This is a genomic window from Microbacterium sp. MPKO10 (assembly GCF_026107415.2).
Taxonomy (GTDB): Bacteria; Actinomycetota; Actinomycetes; order Actinomycetales; family Microbacteriaceae; genus Paramicrobacterium.
Genome location: NZ_JAPCHX010000007.1, coordinates 53,071 through 71,112, shown reverse-complemented (window position 1 = coordinate 71,112; position 18,042 = coordinate 53,071). Strand labels below are relative to the sequence as shown.

Genomic DNA, 18,042 nt, shown 5'->3' with positions numbered 1-18,042 from the left:
CCGCCTTCGCTTACTGGGCCCGCGTGAATGCGTTTACGAACCCGGAGTACGTTGACGCGATCGTCTCGATCGAGCGTGCGCGGACGCCGGCGTCCGTCGGAGCGGCAGCGAGCTTCTTCACCGCTTCCCACCAGATACTACGGCCGATGGCGAAGCCCACGAAACCGGCACGTGCCGCGGTTTCGAGCCAGGAATTCACGGTCTCGGTGTCGCCGCCGGCCCCGAGCAGGATGCACTCGCCGTCGTGCTCGCGCGCCAGCTCAACGGTCTGGCGTGACGAGTCGAGGTCGCCCTGGTGCTCGAGCTTCCAGATGTCGACGGGCACCTCGTCGAGAAGCTCGCGCATCGCCTGGCGGGTAAGTTCGGGGCGCCGCTCCCACGCGTATCGCTCGGCGTCGCCGTCAACCTCCGCCAGCTGCTCGTCGGTCGGGGGAACGAGAAGCTCGAACAAGAAGGCGCAGCCTTCTTCGCGCGAGATCGTCGCCGCCTCGGCCAGCCGCGCACGCTGCAACGCACGTTCGTCTGCCGGGTCTGCCGGGTTGTAGCGCACGAGCACCTTCGAGTACGTCGGCGCGAACGCTGCCAGATATGCACGCAGGTCCTCGGGTTCGGTTTCGTAGACGCGCTGCCCCGCCCGCTCAATAGGGAGGGCCAACGGGATGCTGTGAGCCAACGCACGCTCAGGAACACCGGGCCCCAGCTCAGGGTCCACCAGAATCGCCGCGCCCGTCGCGGCATCCCCCGACCCCGTGTTCGCTGTCGCCGCCACCAGGCCTTCGAAAACCGCGTGCTTCGCCTCGGTCGTCAGCGCACGTTGCTCTGCTGTGGCCTCCCCGGTGTGACCGAACAGGGCGTTCGTGAGCCAGGGGCGCTGATCGACAGCAAGGATCAAGAGGTTGTCGCGGGTCATCAAATCTCCTCGTGGGTGATGTATGGCTTGACGAATTCGCCGTCAAGGAATCGAGTGAATGTCTCTTCAAGATCGCCCAGTCGCGTGGGCGTCATGATCGTGTCGCGCAGCCGTGCCCCGTGTGACCGAAGCAGATCCCAGTTGTCGCCGACCTCTGACATCGGAAAGTAGAAGGAGCGGACGGTGAAGCAGTCGGTGCGACGCCACCGCGGCGTCGCCGGCATGACGTACGGGTCGTTGGACTCGCCAAGCGCCAGGATCGCCCCGCCGGGTTCGACGAGGTTCTGCGCCGTCGCGCGGGCAGGCCCGGCGCCGCTCACCTCGGCGACGACCTGGTACTGGTTGAGCGACTCGAGATCTTGCGCCGCCGTCGCACCGAGCTTCTCGGCAAGGCCCAGACGCGTGTCGTTCGGGTCCCACGCGTGCACGTTCGGAATCCCCATCGCCAGGGCAACCGAGACGACACCGAGCCCTAGGGGTCCGCAGCCGATGACAAGCAGATTCTGGATGCCGCCGGGCTGCGTCCGCGCGCCCAGGCGCAGCGCGTGAGCCGCCGTTCCGAACGTGTCGAGCGCGAGCACTGCCACGTCGGACGGAATGTCGTCTGGCACCGGGATCAGGCACTGCGGCGGAACGTCCATGTACTCGGCGAAGCCGCCGTCGAACTGCCAGCCCATGAGCCCGTCGAGGTTGTAACAGCGGTTGTTCTGCTGCTCACGGCACGCCTTGCACTCACCGCAGCTCACGGGAATGAAGACGACGACGCGGGTGCCTTCGGCCGGGGCTCCGGGCGCGGACTCGACGATGGTGCCGACGACCTCGTGCCCCGGCACCACCGCGGCGCCGCTGGCGAGAAGCCGCTTGTCCGAGCCGCAGAGGGCACACACGTCGACGCGGATGCGTGCCCATCCGTCGACGGGCGTCGTCAGCGCAGCATCCGTGAATGACACGACGCCGTCGCCCTCGAAATGGGCGCTTGTGTTGGTCTGTGTGTCGGTCATTTGACCGCGCCTCCTGTCAGTCCGCGCACCAGCCAGCGCTGCGCGACGATCGTGAGAATGATGGCCGGAAGGGAGATGAGCGTGCTCGCGGCCATGAGCCCGCCGTAGTCGCTGGAGCCCTGCCCGATGAAGTTGAACGCGATGACGGGCAGCGGCATCGTGTTCGAGCTGGCGAGCGCCAGGGCGAAGAGGAAGTAGTTCCACGAGAAGATGAAGCTCAGCGTGACGGCGACCGAGATGCCGGGCGTCACGAGTGGGAGAACCACCTGCATGAACCTCTGCCTCGGAGTGCAGCCGTCAATGAGGGCCGCCTCTTCCAGGCTCTTCGGGATCTCTTCATAGAACGGAATCAGCAGCCAGATGCACAGCGGCAGTGTGATGATGAGGTGCGCTGCGATCAGCACAGCGAAGTTGAGAGCGTCGTTCGACGTCGCACCAATCTTCATCGACAGGATGAAGAAAGGGACGACGAACAGGACGCCGGGTGCCATGCGCGCCAGAAGGGTCGTGAATCCGATGCCCGGTATTGCCCGCCTGGCGATCACGTATGCCGCGGGTACACCGAGAATCAGACCGAGGATCGTCGACCCGCCCGCGATGATGAAGCTGTTGCGGATGTAGTAGATGAAGTCGAAGCGCTCGAAGAGGTTCTGGAAGTTCTCGAGCGTGAGCGGCGTTCCGATGTTGAAGATGCTGCCCGTGATGTCGACGTTGCTGCGGAACGCCGACCACAGCATGAACAGCACCGGGACGAAGAAGATCAGTGCCGCAACGATGTACCCCATGTATGTCAGTGCGTAGGCGCGTCGGCGATTTGTCGTGCTACTCGACATCGGTACTCCTCTTTCGCACAAATGTGAAGATGGCGGCGATCAGGATGACCAGAGCGAACAGGCTCAACTGAAGCGCTGCAGCGTAACTCGGTTCCTGGTCGATGAACGCGGCGCGATACCCGTACACGTTGAGGGTGTTCGTCGCATTCACTGGCCCACCCTGGGTCATGATGTAGATGGTGTCGAAGAAGCGGATCAGGTCGACCGTGCGCAGCAGCATCGCGACGAGAAGCACCGAGCGCAGCAGCGGAAGGCCGACGAAGAACGCTTTCTTCACCGGACCGGCCCCATCGATCGAGGCCGCCTCGAACGGTTCACTCGGAAGCGAGCGGATGCCCGCCGAGATGATGAGGGCCATGAACGGCGTCCACTGCCAGATGTCGACGATCGCGATCGACCACGGCGCCATCTCTCGGCTGCCCAGCCATACGACCGGGTCGAGGCCGATCGCCTGCAGAATTTGGTTCGCCGCCCCCAGTGTTGGGTCGTAGATGAGCATCCAGACCAGCGCCACCGCAACCGAGGCGGTGATCGCCGGAATCAGCAGGAGGCCCTGGAAGATCGCTCGCCCAGGGACGTCGCGGCTCAGCAAGTAGCCGAGCCCAAGCCCCAACACGGTCTCCACGACGAGGCAGACAATGAACAGCTGCAGCGTCACGAAGAGGGAATACCAGAACTCGGAGTTCTGGAACATCAGGGCGAAGTTCTCGAACCCGACGAACCCGCTGTTGTTCCCCGCGATGTCCTGGTCGGTCAGCGAGAGCCAAATCGTGTAGAGAACCGGGATGAGCACGAGCCCCACCGTGGCGACGAGCGCCGGGATGAGGAACGGAATGGTCCCCTGGGACACGGGGTCGAAGCTTTTTCGACCCCGTGTCACCGGGCGCTGACCCCGTGGTGTGGTGATGGTCCGCGTCGTAGACATGTGCCTATTTCTCGTCGAGCTGCTTGTTCAGTTCGGTCTGGATCTCGGCGGCGGCTTCTTCTGCCGTCGCGTCGCCGAGGATCACCTTGCCGATGGCATTGCCGATGGTCTCGCGCATACTCGGAGCCTTCGTTCCGACCGGACCCACCTCGGTGTTTCCGTTCTCTTGGATATCGGCGACGGCTTCGAGCCACTGCTCCTGGGTCGGTGTCGACATGGTCTCCTTATAGCTCGGGTCCTGCGCAACAGAGTCACGCGGCGGAGCGATCTCGGCCTTGGTCAGCTCCAGCTGAATCTCGGGCGAGGTTGCCCACTGCATGAACTCCCACGCGGCATCCTTCTTCTCTGAGAATGCCGACATGGCGATCCCCCACGACAGCGCGGTGGGCGCTGCCTCGACGGAGCCCGCCGGCATCTTCGCCACACCGACGTTCTCGCTGACCGTGCTGTTCTCAGGGTCGAAGACAGAGTTGAGCTCGTTGCTCGACTCCAGCTCCATCGCCACCTTGCCCTGAGCGAAGAGGTTCGACGACTCGGTGAAGCTGTAGTTGATCACGCCCTTGGGCCCGTAGTCACGCGCGAGCGTGGCGTACTGATCGATGGCCTTCACCGCACCCGGCTGGTCGAAGTTGGCCGTGCCGTCCTCCTTCGTCCATTCCAGGCCCTCGCCGTGGAAGAACGGACCGAAGTCGAAGGCGATCGCGGGAGCTGCCCCGCGCAGAGTGATCGGTGTGATGTCGCCCTTCTCCTTGATCGTCTTCGATGCCTCGATGACCTCGTCGATTGTCGTCGGCACCTCGATACCCAGGTCCTCGAACACATCGGTGCGGTAATAGAGAACGGGACCCTCGATGTTGATGGGAAGACCGATGACGTTTCCGTCAGCATCCTTCATGCCATCGATCGCTGAGGGCGAGAAGTCATCTGCCTTGAACGAGTCGGGCGCATCAGCCAGGTAGTCGTCCAGCGGTTCGTAGTACCCGGAGCCCCAGAACTGCGGGCCCTCGCGCGACGGCAGCGACATGTAGACGTCCATCGCCGAGCTCTTCGACTGCAGGTTTAGCAGGATGCGGTCACGGGCTTGCTGCTCCGCGAAGGTCTGCACGTTGACCTTGATGCCGCTCTCTTCTTCAAACTGGCTGATGAGCGGCTCGAGGCCACGCTGCCAGGGGTGGTTAGACAAGACGACGTTGATGGCGTCGCCGTCTGAGGATCCCTCTCCCGGTGACCCGCACGCCGTCGCGGTGCCCAGGATGGCGGTCGCCGCCACAATGGCCCCGACCCTCCGAGCTAATTTCGACATCGTTCCTCCTTGATCGATATTTCGTTCTGTGATGTGTTGCCTGCGCGCTAGGGGAGCGCGACGAGTGGTGAAAGCCAAGCGTGAAAAGAGGTCAGATCACGCGGATGGCTGGATTGCCAGTTCTCGGGGACGTATCGGACGCGCCCGCCGATGTCGGCGAGCGGAAGCGTGACGATCGCTCCGTCGCCGCCGAGGCCGACCATGACGTCCGTCGGTCCGCTCGGATCGCTCAGCCAGGCCGCCGCTGTCTCGCCGAGCAGCTGAGCCTCGCGAGCATCGACGGGACTCATGAGTGCCGAATTGCAGCGCTGCGCCGTGCCCAGAACCTCGCCCCTGGCAGTCACGCCCAAAGCATCGGATGCTGCTTGCGCGAGCACCCGCGAGATACCGCCGTGGATCAGCCGCGTGTGGTTCTGCTCCTTGACGGGCTGCTGCGTCAGCTCTGGGGCGACGCCCTCGCTGACGATGACGAACGCGCGGCCCTTCGCCTGCAGCATCCTGTCGACCTCGGCGATGAATGCGTCGAGATCGAAAGCGCTCTCGGGGGTGAGCACGAGGTCGGCTGCGTACTCGGGGTCGTGGTCGTGAAAGCTCGCGGCGAGCGCCAGCCACCCGGTGTCGCGCCCCATCACCTCGACGATGCGCACCTTCTCGACGCTGACCATCGCCTCGTGGTCGCGGGCCATGTCGGTGATCGTCGATGCGAGGTACCGAGCCGCTGACGCAAAGCCGGGGCTGTGGTCGATCCCGACGATGTCGTTGTCGATCGTCTTGGGGATGCCGACGGTGCGCAGAGATGTTCCGCGCTCGCGTGCGCGCGTGGAGATGGCGTCGAGGAATGCCATGGTGCCGTTGCCGCCGATGAGGCTGAGGCCCGTGACTCCTGAGCGGTCGAGGCTCGAGACGATCGCGTCGAGGTCGTCGCTCGTGATCGCCCGACGGCCGCCGCGCAGCCATGAACCGGTGCGTCGCAACTCGTCGTCTGAGGGGCGCTCACTCGTGAGGTCTCCCGCGACGAGGGCGTCGGGGCCGCCGCGACCGAACAGCACGGAGGCCGACCCGACGCCGTCGATGAATCCCGCAAGGCTGCGGTTCACGACGGCGGTGGGTGCACCCGTCTGCGCGATGGCAATGGTCACGGCGTCTCCGTTCGCGTGGCGATCGTGCGGAAGTGCTGGTGCGCTTCGAGGCCTTGGCGGCCGCCCTCGTAGCCGAGGCCGGAGAGGCCGATCCCACCGAAGGGGGCTCCGGGGTAGTTCGGCGTCGCCGTGTTGATGCCGATGATTCCGGCGCGGAACTCGGCGGCGACAGCATCCGCTCGGCTCTCGTCTGACGTGCAGACGTAGCTGGCGAGGCCATAACCGGATGCTCGTTGCAGGGCGAGAGCGTCAGCGAGGTCATCGTAGACGAGGATCCCCGCTGCGGGGCCGAACACCTCGTCTGAGACGAGCGCCGACGAGCTGTGCGCGTTCATGACGAACTGCGGGGCGGCGTAGTGCCCGCGGGAGGGAAGCTCGGCGTCAGAAAGCAGCGTCTCGCCCCCGCTCGCCGTAGCGGCGCTCACGAGGTCGGCGATGCGCGCCGGGTCTTTCGCCGGGGCGAGCGGGCCGAGATCGGTCGCCGCGTCGCGTGGGTCGCCGACGACGAGGGCGGGTGCTGCCGCGGTCAGTGCATCGCGGAAGTCGGCCTCGAGCCGCCGTGGGATCAGCACGTTGTTCGCGCCGATGCACGACTGCCCGTTGTTGCGGAACTTCGCGATCATCAGCGTATCGACGGCGGATGCGACGTCGGCGTCGTCGAGGACCACGAACGAGGCGTTGCCTCCCAGCTCCATCACGGCTGGGGTGAACCGCGGGGCGATCTGCGCGTTGATGATGCGGCCGACGCGGGTGGAGCCGGTGAACGAGACGCAGTCCACGCGGTCGAGCCACGGGGTGACGACGTCGGCGGGTGAACCGAGCACCGTGTTCACGACTCCGGCCGGCACGAACCTCTCGATGAGGGCGGACAGCCGGAGCGATGAGAGTGCAGCGAGCTCGGCTGCGCGGAAGACGACGGTGCACCCGGCAGCGAGCGCCGCGGCGATCTTGCGCGCGGGGATCGAGACCGGGAAGTTCCAGGGTGTGATTACCGCGACCACACCCATCGCCTGCGGCTGCACACGGTGGGTGATGCCGGGGATGACGCTGAAGTGCTCGTCACGCTGTGCCTCGAGCAGGTCGGCGAACGCCTCGAAGTACACGGCAGAGAACGTGATTTCACCCTGTGCCTCGGCGAGCCGCTTGCCCGACTCTGTGCTGAGCAGCCACGCCCAACTGGACTCGTCTGTGGCGGCCGCCTCTTCGCGCAGAGCAGTGGCGATGGACCGCAACGTCGACACGCGCTCCTCGACAGCCGTCGTCGACCATGAGCGGAACGAGCGTTCGGCGACGTCAACGGCGCGCAGTGCGTCGTCGGCCGTTCCCTGCAGAACGTCACCGAAGACGGCGCCGTCAATGGGACTGATCGCGTCAATGCGTCGACGCTCACCAGCATCCGTGATGACGTCACCACCGATTCGGATTCCGCTGTCTGACAACTGGTTCACTGTGCCTCCTCGGTGAGCTGGACTAGATGAGGGGAAAGGTGCTGAAGATCGATGTCGACGCCGAGACCCGGGCCCTGCGGAACGGCCACCGTGCCGTTCGACGTGAGCAGATGGTCGACGGGTTCGCGGACCGGATTCGGCCGGATGTCCCATTCGAGCCACGGGGTTGTCGCGGTGGCGGCGGCAAGGTGGATGGAGATCGCTGCCGCGTACGCCCCGTTGTACAGATGCGGGGCCACGAGCGTGCCGCTGTCGCCCGCGGCCGCAACGACGCGCTGGTACTCGGTCACTCCCCCGACCTTGCCGACGTCGGGTTGCACGATCGCGACGCCCGGCTGCACCAGATATGGGGTGAACGCGTCGGCACCGTAGAGGTTCTCACCCGTGGCGATCGGGATGCCGCTGTCGGCGAAGAGCCGCCCGAGGTCGGCGGGGTCATCGCCGCTCACCGGCTCTTCGATCCATTCAACGCCGAAGTCTCGCAGCATCGGTGCCATCGAGACGGCATCGGCGACGCTCCACGCCTGGTTGGCGTCGCCGAAGAGACGGAAGCTCTCGCCGAGGACGTTCCGGGCGGCGGCAAGATTGCGCTCATCAGTTTCGCGACCGAACCCGAGCTTGACCTTGGCCGCGTGCAATCCGAGGTCGATGCAGCGCTCGGCCGACTCGGTGACGCCACTCGGGCCGAGGCTCGACCCGTAGACAGGGATCTCCGGCAGAGGGGCGTCGCTCAACAGCGCAGAAAGCGAGAGGCCACGCGTCTGTGCGGCGCGCACCCAGAATGCCTGGTCGATCGCGCTGATCGCCTGGTAGATCGGGCCGATCGCGCCCCATTGGCGTGCGACGCGTGTCAGAGACATCAGCAGCAGATCGCGCACCTCAGCGGTGTCGGTGAAGCGTCTGCCCACGAGAAGGGGTGCGACACCCTCGGCGACCGTCGCGACCCGCTCCCGCCATCCCCATGAGGGATAGTTCACCCATGATTCCCCCGTCGACACCGATCCGTCGTCGAACGCGACGTCGACGAGGAACATGATTCTGTGGTCGAGCGCGCCGAAGGACATCGCGACACCCGAGTTGATCGGGGCGCGATAGACGCGGCAGGTGACGGCCGTGACTGTACTGTCCGGCACGGCCACGTGCGGAACAGTTTCACAGCTTTGATCGGTTTCTAACATTGCATGCAGTGTTGCATGTCAACGCACCGCCGTCAACCCTGCGTGGAGAAAAGTTATGGAAGCACGAAGGACACGCCGGCTGCCGTGATCTTCTCGGTGATCTCGGCTCCCCACTCCCTGTCGGTGGCGATGCGCGATACGCGATCCAACCCGCAGACCCGCACGGCACCGCTCGCGTCTGCCTTGGAGGCATCGGTGGCCAGGATCACCTCGCTCGCCGCATCGATCATGGCGCGCTTCGTCGCCAGCTCAACAGAGCTATGCACATAGAGTCCGTCAGCATTCACGGCGCTGGCGCCCAGAAGGAGTACGTCGATGCGCAAGTCCTTCAGCGCCGCGACGGCGCCGGGTCCCACCATGGCCTGGTTCTCGTGCAGCAGGTCTCCCCCCACGCCGATGACCCGCAGGTCCGGCCAGGCCAGCATGCTGGCCAGCACGGGAACGGAGTGCGAGATGACGCATCCGGTGAGCTCGGGCGCCAGCTCGAGGGCGCAGACGTGCGTCGTCGTTCCCGCGTCGACTCCCAGCACGCCGGAGCGCGGAACGATGGCCTTCACGGCATCCGCCACCCGCTGCTTGGCGCGAGAGTTGCTCTGAGTTCGACTCGAAAACCCGGCCGGCGATTGACGACCGGCTGGCAGTCGGGCGCCGCCGTGAACCAGCTCGAGCTCGCCCTCGTCTGCGAGCTGCTTGAGATCGCGGCGCACCGTCATCTCAGCGACGGCAAACTCGGTGCTGAGCGCGTGAACAGAGACATGTCCGTCACGAAAAAGCGTCTCCAGAATGAGAATTCGGCGGCGCTCGGCACCGCCATGGCGCAACGATTCTCCCAGGGTGCTCACACTCTGCATGCTAGCAAGCCTCTGGTAGAGTGCGAACACAATGTTCGTTTTCTCACATTTCGAGCCAAAGGATTCTCATGTCTGATCCGACAACTCTTGCCCGGCCCTCCGGCGGGTTCGCCATGCTCGCTGTCGACCAGCGTGAAGCCCTGCGCGACATGATGTCTCGTGCGCGTTCCACCGACATCAGCGATGCTGACATGACCGAGTTCAAGGTGGCCGCAGCGCGGGCCCTCACCCCCTACGCGTCTGCCGTTCTCGTCGACACGGAATTTGGCTGGGATGCTGTCATCGAGCAGAACGCCGTCGACTCCTCGAGCTCGCTCATCGCTGCCGCCGACCACTTCACCGCTGGTGCTGGAGAGTTCGTCAGGGAGGCCACCTTCGACACGTCGCTGGACTACGAGAGGCTCAAGCAACAGGGTGCTCGTGCGCTCAAACTCCTCGTGCTCTGGCGTGAAGATCAGGATGCGCAACAGCGTATCGCCGAGGTGCGCTCGTTTGTCGCCACGTGTCGGTCGCTTGATCTCGTCTCGATCATCGAACCCGTGTCCCGCGGCCGATGGGACGGCAAGCCGAGTGATATCGAAGCCGGCGTGCTCGCGGCGGCGAAAGAGCTGGGCGATCTCGGTGCCGACATCTACAAGGCAGAGGTTCCGTTCAAGGGGGCGGAGAGCGACGAGCGCGTATATGGCGCCTGCCGTGAGCTGACCGAGAGCATCAACGGCCCATGGGTCGTACTCTCGTCAGGGGTCGACGCCGACAGGTTCCCGGATGCTGTGGGAATCGCGTGCCGCGCCGGCGCCTCTGGGTTCCTCGCTGGACGGGCTGTCTGGGCTTCCGTGCTCGGAGCAGATAACGTCGATGACGAACTGCGCGCCACCTCGATTCCGCGGCTCGAGCGCCTCGGAACGATCGTCGACGACAACATTCGCAACTGACAGTAGGCCTTACGACCGTGACCTGGGTTCTCGCTCTGTGTGCGGTCACGCTCGGTGCAGCCCTGCAGCGTGTGACCGGGCTGGGGTTCACTCTCGTCTCGGGTCCCCTCTTGGTGCTGGTGCTGAACCCATTCGACGGCATCGTGCTCGCCAACATCCTGTCGTTTCTCATCGCCGCGATCGTGCTCATCCCGACGTTTCGGCACGCGCAGTGGAAAACGGCGGCGAAGCTATCGATCGGAATCGTCGTCAGTGTTCCGCTCGGAGCGCTTATTGTCTATGCCCTAGATGCCGACATGCTGCTGATCCTCGTCGGCGCGCTCACGACGATCGCCGTCGTGCTCGCGCTGACGCGGCGCCCGATGCCGGTCTTTCGCGGCACGGGAGGCGCGATCTTCGCCGGCTCGCTCTCGGGATTCAGCAATGTCACCGCCGGGGTAGGCGGCCCGGCGCTGGCGATGTTCGGGGCGGCGACACGCATGCCGATGTCGGCGTTCGTCCCGACTGTGCAGGTCGTGGCGCTGCTCACCAACGCGCTCTCGATCGCGGCGAAGCCGAACATGTCGCTGCCACTCCCCCTCGTGATCGCAGCGGTGTGCTGTGTGCTGCTCGGCCTCGTGGTGGGCTCATCCCTGCAACGCGTCATTGCACCGTCTCGTGCGCAAACCCTGGCTCTCGCCCTCGCGCTGCTGGGCTCGCTCGCGGCGACGGCCCGGGGAGTCTTCGCCCTCGTCGTCTAAATTCAACGCATACCGGGCGATTACTTCTTCCTCGCGGATTTTTCTCTCTGGTCGGCAACTTGGTCGTGCACGTCCACGTCTCCTGGTTCCGCAGAAGCTTGGGTGTGTGCGTTTTGTTCAGCATCGCTCAGTTCATCGAGCGTAGGCGGGTTAGCACCGGAACGCGTGACGTTGATTGCGGCCGCCAAAGTGGCACGGTTCAGGAGCGACGTGACCGTTGGTCCTGTAAGCGCACGGATTCGCGCCGGTGACTCAGGTCCGTAAATGTTTATGGCCATCAGCCCGTCCAAGAGAGCGCCCATGAAGGTATCCCCGGCGCCCACAGTATCCACAACGTCTACGTGTCTGCCAGAAACTTTTACCCCAACGCTCTCCGATATAGCAATCGCTCCGTGATCCCCACGTGTCACGACGACAAGCCCTGGCCCACTTCGGACCCAGTCACGTGCCACCTCGACGATGTTCTTGCCCGGGTATAGCCAGCGCAGATCTTCGTCACTAGTTTTCACAACATGCGCTCTCGTGACGAACGATTCAACATGAGAACGGGTCTCGTCTGTGCCGCCGTGAAACTGCGGGCGGATGTTCGGATCGAAGCTAACGAGCGCTCGCCCGCGGAGCGTATCCACCAGTTCGGACACGGTCGACGCCCCTGGCTCGAGAACAGCTGAAATCGATCCGATATGAAGGAGATCTGCGGTCGTGTCTGGCATATCCACGCTCCATGCGACGTCAAAATCGTACGTCGCGGCACCTGCTGAATCCAGATAAGCCGTGGCTGTCGCCGTCCGACCGGCATGCGAGTTTCGGACGTTGATTCCGGCGGAGTCGAGCCATTCACGTATGAGTGCACCGTAGTCGTCATTGGCAAACGACGTCACCAATTCTGGATTCCGGGCCAGGCGCCCGAGGGCAAGCGCGACATTCGCCGGACTCCCTCCCGGACGATGCTCAATGATGCCGTCTTCGCGGTGAACGATATCGACCAATGACTCACCGACGACAAGAACTGCTGGCGGATCAGAAGCATGGGCTCGACGGTTCGTTGCTAAACGCTGCTCACCCCTGTTCATGATTTCGACCGGTCCGTTTCAACAGGGTCGAGCACTGTTGCGCTGAATGGCGACGTTACGTCGACTGCGCGAATGGCGATTGGGCCCGGTCTCGCTGACGTGACGGAAGCGGAAACGCCACCGTTTCCGAGTACAACAAGGTCCGAAACGACATGCGTTCCATCGTTGATGAAAACCTCAAGTAGCGGTCCGTCGAGGACGACAAGTAACCGAATCCGATCTGTCGCAATACCCTTCGCAGTGCTGATGCTCGGGAAATCTCGGTGGATCGCTTCTGCCGCATTCCCGCTTCGGGCGACGTTCACTTCACGTGCGTCAGGATCGTAGGTGATGTTGACATACGACTCCGTTTCTCCCTCAAGGACCAGCGTGACCGCGCCCGCGTTGGCGGTCTCCCACCCCAACTCGAATATGGAGTGCCCGCTCGACCGAAATTCGAGCGCAGATTCATTGCATTCCTGGTCTGTACCCGTGTCCTGATTCACCCACGTGCGAACAAAAGGTGCCGGTTCTTGGACGAGGCAGATTTCTCCGCCAATTTCCCGAAGGAGAAGTTCACGGGGCAACGACATTGCGCCCCGCCAGGGAGCGGTGGGGATGACATCTGCATAGGCCCAATTGCTCATCCACCCCACCACTACTGTCCTACTCTCGGGTGCGTTGTCGAACGAGACGCCTGCATAGAAGTCTCGGCCATAGTCAAGCCGCGTCAGTTCCCCCATCTCAGAGGTGAACGAATGGCCATCGAAATTGCCGATGATGTAGCTCATCGACGATCCGCCTGGATCTGGTTTCGAGCCAACGGGGTTCGTACTCAGCAGCAAGACCCAATGGTGCTCATCTGGCGTACCTGCAACTTTGAGGTGTACGAGGTCGGGACACTCCCACACCACCCCTTCATTCCCGATCGGACCGTACGTGCTTTCAAGAACCCAATCCTTCAGATTCCTTGACGAGTAGAAGAGAACTTGTCGCGCTTCTGCCTCGACCGCCACGAGAATCCAGAGGTCACCGTCAGCGTCCGGGTTATATACGAGCTTCGGGTCTCTGAAAGCAGTGCTGCCACGATCAAGAACCGGGTTCGTATCGTCGTGCTGCCAGGTGAATCCGCCGTCAGTGCTTATCGCTCGAGATTGAGCTTGACGCCCATCATCGTAAGCACTCGTGTAATACGCCGTGAACACTCGCTCGCCGGGGTCTCGAGATGCCGCGATGGAACCGGAAAAGATCTGCTCTCCCGGTTGGTGCGGGAACGCGACCTCATGCTCCGTCCAGTTCAGAAGATCAGAGCTGGTGGCGTGCCCCCAGCTCATATTTCCCCAGTCTGGCCCCTCGGGGTTGTACTGGAAATAGAGATGCCACGTCCCGTCGTCAAAGACCATTCCATTGGGATCGTTCATCCAATTCCGCTTTGGTGTGAAATGGAACGCGGGTCTCGGCATCTGCTCGTTATTGCGCGGGCCCTGTTCAACGGTCATTTGTTCACCCTCAAAGTGATGATCGACGGATTGGGGGGCATGAAATACGCATTGCTTGACGCGTTGTGTCGAGGCCCAGCAAGAGACGAACCCCTGCCGCACCGAGCTCGTAGTGCGGCAAGGCCACAGTCGAGAGCGGTGGACGAAGGTGGGCGGCGATGACGTCTTGGTTGTCAAACCCCATCACCGCGATATCCTCCGGAATTCGCAGGCTCCGCTCGCGGAGACCGTCGTAGAGTCCCATGGCAACGCGGTCGTTGTGGCAAAAGACCGCTGTCGCGTGAGATGCGAGCACCTTAGCGGTCGCAGAGTACCCGCCGCCCTGGTCGGGCTCGAATTGAAACACGAGCGACTCGTCGTATGCCAACCCGGCTGCAGCGAGGGCGGCACGGTACCCGGCAAGTCGCCCTGTCTGTGCGGGTGACGGAGTCGTTGTGTTGATGAACGCAATACGCTGGTGGCCCGCCGCAAGAAGTTCCTCTGTCGCAACGCGCCCTCCTTGCTCTTCGTCAGGCACGACTGCGGGTATGTCCTCGTCCGCGGCGAAGCAGTCAACAAGCACGGTGTCCGTCTGTCGGAGTGTCGGTGGCACCTCGATCTCCCGATGAAACCACGTCGAATAGAGAATGCCTCGAACCTGGTGCTCTAGCATCATCGCGATGGCGTCGCGCTCAACTGACGCATTGCCTTCCGTATTGGCGACGAGGAGAACGTATCCGTGCTTCCATGCCTCATCCTGCGCACCGTGGATGATCTGGCCGGCGAAGGGCGTCGTCGCAATTGCATCGGCAACGAGCCCGATGAAGGGCGATGAACCACGAGACAACGTCTTCGCGAGTGCGTTTGGCCGGTATCCCAAGGACTCCACCGCATCGTGGACACGCCGTCTCGCGTCCTCACCGATGCGCGCACCAGCCTTGTCATTGATGACGTGAGATACCGTCGCTACCGACACTCCAGCGGCCTTAGCGACGTCCCTCATCGTGACGGCGTGGGCACGATCGTAACCTGACGTTGTCATCCTTTAGTTGCTCCACTCTCGAGGCCCTGAATCATAGCCTTGTTCAAAACCAAGAAGACAAGCAGTAGCGGAGTAACCGACACGCAGACTGCTGCGAAGGTTGCTGTCCAGTCAGTATTACCCATTGCCCCAATGTAATTCTGGAGCCCCAGCGGAATCGTCTTCAACCCATCAGACAGCACAAATGTGTTCGCGAAGATGAAATCGTTCCAGATGAATATGCTGTTCACGAGGACCACCGTGATTATCGTGTTGACCGATAGCGGGAACGTGATCTGAGTGAAGATGCGGTACGGGCCAGCACCATCGAGGGATGCCGCCTCATAGGTCTCTCGCGGAATGTATTCGTAGAACGAAGAGAACAGGTAAATTGCCATCGGAAGTGCGAACGCCGCCAGCGGAATAATCATCGACAGGTGGGTATCAAGCAAGCCCACACGTGAATAGTCGATAAAGAGGGGCACCAGCGAGATCTGCACGGGAACGATGATCCCCAGAAGGAAGATAACGCGCACCACTCCGCTCAGGCGGAATCCGAGCACTTGCAGCGCATATGCTGCCATCATTCCGGCCACGACGATCAGAACGCTGGCACCAAGAGTTACGATGAGGCTGTTGACGATGTTGAGGCCGAGGTTGCCCGTGGCAAACGCCCTGTCGTAGTTCTCAAGCGTGAACTCAGACGGCCAGGCGAATGGGTTGCCCCCCGCGAAGTCGGCCGCAGTCCTGAGGCTTGTCAGCAGCAGCCAAACTAGTGGGTACACCTGCACAACGACGATGACGATGATTGTCGCTGTGAGCAAGGTTCGCTGCACGTGCACACGGGAAACGCGACGCGGTCGCGGCGAAGCGGGTGGCATGGAGCGCGCGCGGGCATTCGGAGTACGCAACGACGTGGTCATGCGTTATCCCTTCTCCGAAGGAGCAGAAAGATCAGGCCGACAGCTATGAGGCATTCGACCACGATGAAGACAGAAATCGCGCTGGCATATCCGTAATCCGTGTGTGCGAATGCTGTCTTATACATGTACGTCGTGAGTAGCTCGGACGCCTGCCCGGGTCCGCCACCCGTGAGCAGATACGGGATGTCAAAGCCGCGGAGAGCATAGGTCGTGGCCATTATCGTCGTGGTGATCCACACCGGGCGGATGAAGGGGAATCGGATGCGCCAGAAAACCTGCCACCAGGATGCCCCATCAAGACGAGCGGCCTCCTCCAACTCTTTCGGCACGGCCATGAGTGCCGCGTAGACGATCAACATGTACAGCCCTGTGAATCGCCACCCCTCCGGAATCGACACTGCAGCCAGAACCGTGTCGACGTTTGACAGCCACGCGGTCTGCAACTGCTCCAGGCCGATCACAGAGAGCAACTGGTTGATGAGCCCGACGGGCTCAAACGAATAAAGACGTTGAAACAGCAACGCAATGGCGACGGTAGAAATAACGGCGGGAAGAAGGTAGATCGTTTTGACGAGCTCTCGGGCTCTGGGGAGTGCAGTCAATAGGCTGGCTACGATCAGCGCTCCGCCAAGCTGCAGAACAAGACAGATGACAAGGTAACCGAGAGCGTTCCCAAACGCCGTCCAAAAGACATCATCGCGGGTCAGCATCTTCACATAGTTGTCGAGTCCCACGAACCGCATATCGCTGATGCCGTCCCACTTAAAGAAACTAAGCACCAGAGACTGAACGATGGGAAGGAGCACTGCAATCCCATACAGCAAGAGAGGTGGAACGAGGAAGACAACAACAGACAGCGTCGATCGGCGTGGGAGCATTGACGCCGGCCTGCTCCGCGCCCGTCGCCGGTGCGGCCGAGGCGCACCGACCTGGGTGGCGACAGATTCAGCCATCGAGATTCTCCGAAAGTGTCTTATCCATCGTGGCGATGAATTGCTCTGGAGTGCTCTCCCCTTGAACAAGCAGCGTGAGTTCTTGCTGAAGACGAGTATTTGTCGTGGGATCAAGCTGTGTGTCCCACGGGACCGCAATCTTCTCGCCGACGTTCTCTGCCTGGTCGACCGCCTTAGTGTAAAGGTCGGTTGCGTTGTCAGGGATTGTCACCTCTGGCGTTTTCGTCGGGGCCAGTGCGCCAGATGATGCGTAGATCTCCGGGTAGCGCGTCAGCGCGAACTCAATGAAGCCACGGACGAGCGGGTCATAGGTCTTCGCATTAATCGCCATACCAATTCCCGACGTCGTCACGAATTCGTCATCAGCCGTGACGGCTCCGTCGATTGTGGGGAGGGTGAAGAAATCGACGTCATCGCGCACTCCTTCATCCAGCGCATCCGTAGCGAGATTCGACAGTTCCCATGTACCGACGTTGTAGACGGCTGCCTTACCCGACGTGAATAGCGCTTGGGCATCTGCATAGCCGGTTGAGGAGAAGCCCTTCTGGAAGCATCCAGCTTGTCCGAGATCATAGAGCCACTGTGCGGCGTGCTGGCCAGCCGGGTCTGAGAAGGACGCATTCCCCGTGGCGAGATTCTGCACGTACTCTGGCCCTGCCTCGCGGAATGGGTAGAAGGCCATGTAACGCTCAAGAGGCCACCGATCCTGTCCGTTCAGAGCGATCGGGGTCACGCCTTGCTCACGAAGTGCCTCGCACATTGCAGGGAAGTCGTCTAAGGTCTCGGGGATCTCTATGCCAGCTTCGTCGAACATCTCGGTGTTGTACCAGAAATACTCAGATGAGTACTCGAATGGAACCATGTACAGAGAACCGTCCGGGAAGCGCTGATAGTTCAACGCAGCGTCACGATAGGTGTCAGTGAGGTTGAGATCATCGAGAAGCGCCCCAACGTCAATCATTCGGTCAGAATCAGCCAGCTTCTGTGCGAACGGCGTCGCATCGGTATCGAACAGCTCGGGAAGCTTGTTCGCTGCGGCAAGAGTCTCGTACTTCTGAAGATAAGACGGGCGATCTGGCGTGGTGATGAGGTTGAGAGAAAACCCCTCATGGCTTTCAGCGTATTCGTCGGCGATCTGCTGCATGGCCGTGATGACGCCGCCGTCCGCGGGCCGTGAAAGCAGCCACGAGATTTCACGAGGCACAATGTCACCATCGGGGTCGACGTCAGCCGGGCCACTCGCGCTCGAACCGCTTGAGCATCCTGTCAAGGCAAGCGCGACCGTGGCCACGGTGGCTACCAGAGCGGTGCGGTGTTTTGATCTGAGGGACATGATTTCAATCTCCATTGATTTG

The 18,042-nt window shown here is 62.4% G+C and carries 17 protein-coding genes; 2 read left to right on the top strand and 15 right to left on the bottom strand.

Annotated elements, in window-relative coordinates; genetic code table 11:
• Positions 1 to 10: 10 nt before the first annotated feature.
• The 9 genes from OK352_RS16460 to OK352_RS16420 all read right to left on the bottom strand — a co-directional run bounded on the left by OK352_RS16460 (position 11) and on the right by OK352_RS16420 (position 9,579).
• Positions 11 to 910, bottom strand: a complete 900-nt coding sequence (locus OK352_RS16460) for a 2-deoxy-5-keto-D-gluconate 6-phosphate aldolase domain-containing protein (RefSeq protein WP_265142608.1) — start codon at positions 908 to 910, stop codon at positions 11 to 13.
• Positions 910 to 1,911: an alcohol dehydrogenase catalytic domain-containing protein gene (locus OK352_RS16455; RefSeq protein WP_265142607.1), complete on the bottom strand. Its 1,002-nt coding sequence runs from the start codon at positions 1,909 to 1,911 to the stop codon at positions 910 to 912. The genes OK352_RS16460 and OK352_RS16455 overlap by 1 nt, the downstream gene beginning before the upstream one ends.
• The gene (locus OK352_RS16450) at positions 1,908 to 2,744 is read right to left on the bottom strand and encodes a carbohydrate ABC transporter permease (RefSeq protein ID WP_265142606.1); all 837 of its coding nucleotides are present in this window, start codon (positions 2,742 to 2,744) and stop codon (positions 1,908 to 1,910) included. The genes OK352_RS16455 and OK352_RS16450 overlap by 4 nt, the downstream gene beginning before the upstream one ends.
• Positions 2,734 to 3,594: a carbohydrate ABC transporter permease gene (locus OK352_RS16445; protein WP_265142605.1), complete on the bottom strand. Its 861-nt coding sequence runs from the start codon at positions 3,592 to 3,594 to the stop codon at positions 2,734 to 2,736. The genes OK352_RS16450 and OK352_RS16445 overlap by 11 nt, the downstream gene beginning before the upstream one ends.
• A 79-nt stretch (positions 3,595 to 3,673) precedes the next feature.
• Complete coding sequence (locus OK352_RS16440) at positions 3,674 to 4,972, bottom strand: ABC transporter substrate-binding protein (RefSeq protein ID WP_265142604.1); 1,299 nt, start codon at positions 4,970 to 4,972, stop codon at positions 3,674 to 3,676.
• A 47-nt stretch (positions 4,973 to 5,019) separates the two neighbouring features.
• Positions 5,020 to 6,111 carry a 6-phosphofructokinase gene (locus OK352_RS16435; protein ID WP_265142603.1) on the bottom strand — a complete coding sequence of 364 codons (1,092 nt, stop codon included), beginning with the start codon at positions 6,109 to 6,111 and terminating at the stop codon, positions 5,020 to 5,022.
• The gene (locus tag OK352_RS16430) at positions 6,108 to 7,559 is read right to left on the bottom strand and encodes an aldehyde dehydrogenase family protein (protein WP_265142602.1); all 1,452 of its coding nucleotides are present in this window, start codon (positions 7,557 to 7,559) and stop codon (positions 6,108 to 6,110) included. Before OK352_RS16430 ends, OK352_RS16435 begins: the two co-directional genes overlap by 4 nt.
• Positions 7,556 to 8,698, bottom strand: coding sequence for a mandelate racemase/muconate lactonizing enzyme family protein (locus tag OK352_RS16425; RefSeq protein ID WP_265142601.1), 1,143 nt, complete (start codon positions 8,696 to 8,698; stop codon positions 7,556 to 7,558). Before OK352_RS16425 ends, OK352_RS16430 begins: the two co-directional genes overlap by 4 nt.
• A gap of 92 nt (positions 8,699 to 8,790) precedes the next feature.
• Positions 8,791 to 9,579 (bottom strand): DeoR/GlpR family DNA-binding transcription regulator, encoded by a 789-nt coding sequence (locus tag OK352_RS16420; RefSeq protein ID WP_265142600.1) that lies wholly within the window; start codon positions 9,577 to 9,579, stop codon positions 8,791 to 8,793.
• A 77-nt stretch (positions 9,580 to 9,656) separates the two neighbouring features.
• Between OK352_RS16420 and OK352_RS16415 the strand changes: the two genes are divergently transcribed.
• A complete protein-coding gene (locus tag OK352_RS16415; RefSeq protein ID WP_265142599.1) occupies positions 9,657 to 10,520 on the top strand; it encodes an aldolase in 864 nt (287 codons plus the stop codon).
• Positions 10,521 to 10,537: 17 nt separating this feature from the next.
• On the top strand, positions 10,538 to 11,260 hold the full coding sequence (locus tag OK352_RS16410) for a sulfite exporter TauE/SafE family protein (RefSeq protein ID WP_265142598.1): 723 nt from the start codon (positions 10,538 to 10,540) through the stop codon (positions 11,258 to 11,260).
• Between the two features lie 20 nt (positions 11,261 to 11,280).
• Here OK352_RS16410 and OK352_RS16405 read toward each other — a convergent pair whose 3' ends face one another.
• From OK352_RS16405 to OK352_RS16380, 6 genes are all read right to left on the bottom strand, one after another.
• The gene (locus OK352_RS16405; protein ID WP_265142597.1) at positions 11,281 to 12,333 is read right to left on the bottom strand and encodes a carbohydrate kinase family protein; all 1,053 of its coding nucleotides are present in this window, start codon (positions 12,331 to 12,333) and stop codon (positions 11,281 to 11,283) included.
• Positions 12,330 to 13,811, bottom strand: a complete 1,482-nt coding sequence (locus OK352_RS16400; protein ID WP_265142596.1) for a glycoside hydrolase family 32 protein — start codon at positions 13,809 to 13,811, stop codon at positions 12,330 to 12,332. The genes OK352_RS16405 and OK352_RS16400 overlap by 4 nt, the downstream gene beginning before the upstream one ends.
• Positions 13,812 to 13,821: 10 nt before the next feature.
• On the bottom strand, positions 13,822 to 14,832 hold the full coding sequence (locus OK352_RS16395; RefSeq protein WP_265142595.1) for a LacI family DNA-binding transcriptional regulator: 1,011 nt from the start codon (positions 14,830 to 14,832) through the stop codon (positions 13,822 to 13,824).
• On the bottom strand, positions 14,829 to 15,692 hold the full coding sequence (locus tag OK352_RS16390; RefSeq protein WP_372338122.1) for a carbohydrate ABC transporter permease: 864 nt from the start codon (positions 15,690 to 15,692) through the stop codon (positions 14,829 to 14,831). The genes OK352_RS16395 and OK352_RS16390 overlap by 4 nt, the downstream gene beginning before the upstream one ends.
• A gap of 38 nt (positions 15,693 to 15,730) precedes the next feature.
• Positions 15,731 to 16,612: a carbohydrate ABC transporter permease gene (locus OK352_RS16385; protein ID WP_265142593.1), complete on the bottom strand. Its 882-nt coding sequence runs from the start codon at positions 16,610 to 16,612 to the stop codon at positions 15,731 to 15,733.
• 67 nt (positions 16,613 to 16,679) lie between these two features.
• A complete protein-coding gene (locus OK352_RS16380) occupies positions 16,680 to 18,020 on the bottom strand; it encodes an ABC transporter substrate-binding protein (RefSeq protein WP_265142592.1) in 1,341 nt (446 codons plus the stop codon).
• Positions 18,021 to 18,042: the final 22 nt, after the last annotated feature.

What these genes read in the sequence shown, in the direction of transcription:
- OK352_RS16460 (WP_265142608.1), bottom strand. Translation starts at nt 910, where the DNA reads ATGACCCGCGACAACCTCTTGATCCTTGCTGTCGATCAGCGCCCCTGG.
- OK352_RS16455 (WP_265142607.1), bottom strand. Translation starts at nt 1,911, where the DNA reads ATGACCGACACACAGACCAACACAAGCGCCCATTTCGAGGGCGACGGC.
- OK352_RS16450 (WP_265142606.1), bottom strand. Translation starts at nt 2,744, where the DNA reads ATGTCGAGTAGCACGACAAATCGCCGACGCGCCTACGCACTGACATAC.
- OK352_RS16440 (WP_265142604.1), bottom strand. Translation starts at nt 4,972, where the DNA reads ATGTCGAAATTAGCTCGGAGGGTCGGGGCCATTGTGGCGGCGACCGCC.
- OK352_RS16415 (WP_265142599.1), top strand. Translation starts at nt 9,657, where the DNA reads ATGTCTGATCCGACAACTCTTGCCCGGCCCTCCGGCGGGTTCGCCATG.
- OK352_RS16405 (WP_265142597.1), bottom strand. Translation starts at nt 12,333, where the DNA reads ATGAACAGGGGTGAGCAGCGTTTAGCAACGAACCGTCGAGCCCATGCT.
- OK352_RS16400 (WP_265142596.1), bottom strand. Translation starts at nt 13,811, where the DNA reads ATGACCGTTGAACAGGGCCCGCGCAATAACGAGCAGATGCCGAGACCC.
- OK352_RS16395 (WP_265142595.1), bottom strand. Translation starts at nt 14,832, where the DNA reads ATGACAACGTCAGGTTACGATCGTGCCCACGCCGTCACGATGAGGGAC.
- OK352_RS16390 (WP_372338122.1), bottom strand. Translation starts at nt 15,692, where the DNA reads ATGCCACCCGCTTCGCCGCGACCGCGTCGCGTTTCCCGTGTGCACGTG.
- OK352_RS16385 (WP_265142593.1), bottom strand. Translation starts at nt 16,612, where the DNA reads ATGCTCCCACGCCGATCGACGCTGTCTGTTGTTGTCTTCCTCGTTCCA.
- OK352_RS16380 (WP_265142592.1), bottom strand. Translation starts at nt 18,020, where the DNA reads ATGTCCCTCAGATCAAAACACCGCACCGCTCTGGTAGCCACCGTGGCC.